Here is a 2675-nt window from a genome sequence, read left to right on the forward strand (position 1 = left end):
GAATAATATAAATATTTTAAAATTTATTAATTTAAATTATACTTATTAATAATGAATTTTATTTATTTTTCTAAACTACTTTTAATTTAGAAAAATTTAATAAAAAAAAAATCATAATTATATTAGGATTTTTTTAGTTTATTAATGGAAGAAAAAAATAAAGATAAGGAGCTTTTAGATGAGCCACATATGTCAGAAAAGGAAATAACAAAATCCAGGTTTAAATATTTTTTCTGCTTAGTCGGTATTCTATCTATTCTAGTTTTTATCAGTATAATCCTTTTAATAGTTTTAGATAAGGACTTACCTCCTCAACAATTAAGAAACACTAATAATTGGAATGATTCTTATATAAAAGCAGAGAAATTTGTTTCAAAATTAAATAGAACAGAAAAAGTAGGACTTCTATATGGTACCGAAAATATGAGATTTTTATTTATTAATGATACTGAAGAAAAAAAAGGGCTTTGTGTAGGAGAAATTGGTGCATTTAAAAATGACAAAGTTAATTTTAAAGGAATGTGCCTTCAGGATGGCCCTGCTGGAGTTAGATTTGCAAATGGCACTAGTATATCTTGGCAAGCCAATATCAATCTTGCATGTACATTCAATAAATCTTTATTATACGAGGTTGGTTTTACACAAGGACAAGAAAATAAAGAAAAAGGAATAAATACATATTTATCTCCTTGTGTAAATATAATGAGAACACCTCAAGCTGGTAGAGTGTGGGAAGCCTTTGGAGAAGATCCTTTTTATTCGGGTGTTTGCGCATCTGAAATGATAAAAGGAATACAAGATGCAGGTGTTATTGCCACTATAAAGCACTTTGTAGGAAATGATCAAGAAACTTATAGGCATTCAAGCTCTTCAAACATAGATATGGCTCCTCTTATGGACATTTATGTAGAACCTTTCTATAGGCCTATCCATGAGGCTCAAGTTGGAGCTGTTATGTCAGCATATAATGCAGTAAATAATACCTATGCTAGTGAAAATAAAAAATTATTAACTGATATTCTGAGAGGAATTTTAGGTTTCAGAGGATTTGTTATGTCAGATTGGTGGGCAATTTATAATAATCATAGTGACAATTTTAATTCAGGATTAGATATGAATATGCCTGGTGGAGAGCAATTTAACCGTGAAGGTCAATATTATGGAAAAAATAAAAGCCATTGGTATTTGTTGGAAAAATACGTAGATGAAGGAAAAGTAAATGAAACAAGAATTAATGAATCAGCCACAAGAATTATTGCAACTATGTATCAAATGAACCAAATGGAAAATTATCCAGAAACTAACTTATATAAAGAAACAAAAACAGAGGAAAGAAAAAGATTACAAAGAAGAGCTGCCGCTGAATCACAGGTTTTATTAAAAAATGAAAATAATATTCTTCCCCTTAAAAACGTTAAAAAGATTGCAGTAATAGGAAATGATGCTCAATATAGAGATTGCAAAGGAGATGATGATCTTCAATGCCAAAATGAAACTAATAAAGTACAAAACGGGCATATTCCTTTAGGCTATGGCTCAGGAACAACTTCATTCAACTATACAATTTCACCTTTAGAAGGTATAAAAGAATTTGCTGAAAATAATAAAATAGAGATCGTTTCTTCAACTAACTTGATATATCATGATGAATATATTAATAAGAAATTAGTGCATGTAAGTGCTTTTGAAGATTACGATATGGGTGTAGAAGTTGCCAGCGAAAAAGGAGTTGATGTTGCTATAATTTTTGCTAAAGCTGATTCTGGAGAAGAATATGGAGTAGTTGAAAATTCAATCGGAGATAGATTAGATTTAGATTTATGGCATGGAGCTAATGTATTGATTGAAAATGTTGCTAAAGTAAATCCAAATATAATAGTTGTTATTAATGCCCCAGCCGTAGTTAATATGCCTTGGTTAGAAAAAGTAAAAGCTGTCATATTCTCAGGATTTCCAGGTTCAGAATCTGGTCATGCTATTGCAGATATTTTATTTGGAGAAGTTAATCCAAGTGGCCATTTACCGTTCGTATGGGGATTACTTGAAGATTATCCTACAAAAATTGAGCATTTGACCAATTATTCTGAAACGAAGAATGGAAAATCATTTAAAGATGTATATAGATATGATGGTATTGATAGTGCAGGGTTAATTGATAATGAGCCTGGACATGATAAAGAGCAATATAATTATACTGAAGGATTATATGTTGGGCAAAGATGGTTTAATAAAAAGAATATAAAACCAACTTTTCCTTTTGGTTTTGGATTAACTTATACAACTTTTGAATATAATAATTATCATGTTACTATTAACAAAGAAGGATTAACTGCAAAATTTACTGTGAAAAATATAGGAGAAGTTCCTGGAAGTGCTGTTCCGATGTTATTCTTGACTTTCCCCGATAGTATAGGCGATTATCCTAAATATATATTTAAAGGGTTTGAAAAAATTGAGATTAAGCAAGGCGAAACTAAAGATGTTACGATAAAAGCAGATGATCATGCTTTATCATATTTTAGTGTGACAGAAAATAAATATGTTAGAATTAAAGAAGGTAAAATTAAAGTTTATATTGGAGAAAATGGTGATCCTAATCAAGCCAAGCTTTTTGCTGAAATCGATTGTAAATTTAAAAATTAATATATATTAAATGAGATAATATTTAAATTTTA

1 protein-coding gene is annotated in these 2675 nt (G+C 29.3%); it reads left to right on the plus strand.

Annotation, left to right across the window (positions count from 1 at the left end; genetic code table 11):
• Positions 1-144: 144 nt before the first annotated feature.
• Positions 145-2643, plus strand: a complete 2499-nt coding sequence (locus QZ146_RS08580; protein ID WP_295723638.1) for a glycoside hydrolase family 3 protein — start codon at positions 145-147, stop codon at positions 2641-2643.
• Positions 2644-2675 lie beyond the last annotated feature (32 nt).

This window comes from uncultured Methanobrevibacter sp. (genome assembly GCF_905235195.1).
In the GTDB taxonomy this organism is placed as follows: domain Archaea; phylum Methanobacteriota; class Methanobacteria; order Methanobacteriales; family Methanobacteriaceae; genus Methanarmilla.

Excerpts from the sequence above, each read along its gene's own strand:
- QZ146_RS08580 (WP_295723638.1), top strand. The coding sequence starts at position 145 with ATGGAAGAAAAAAATAAAGATAAGGAGCTTTTAGATGAGCCACATATG.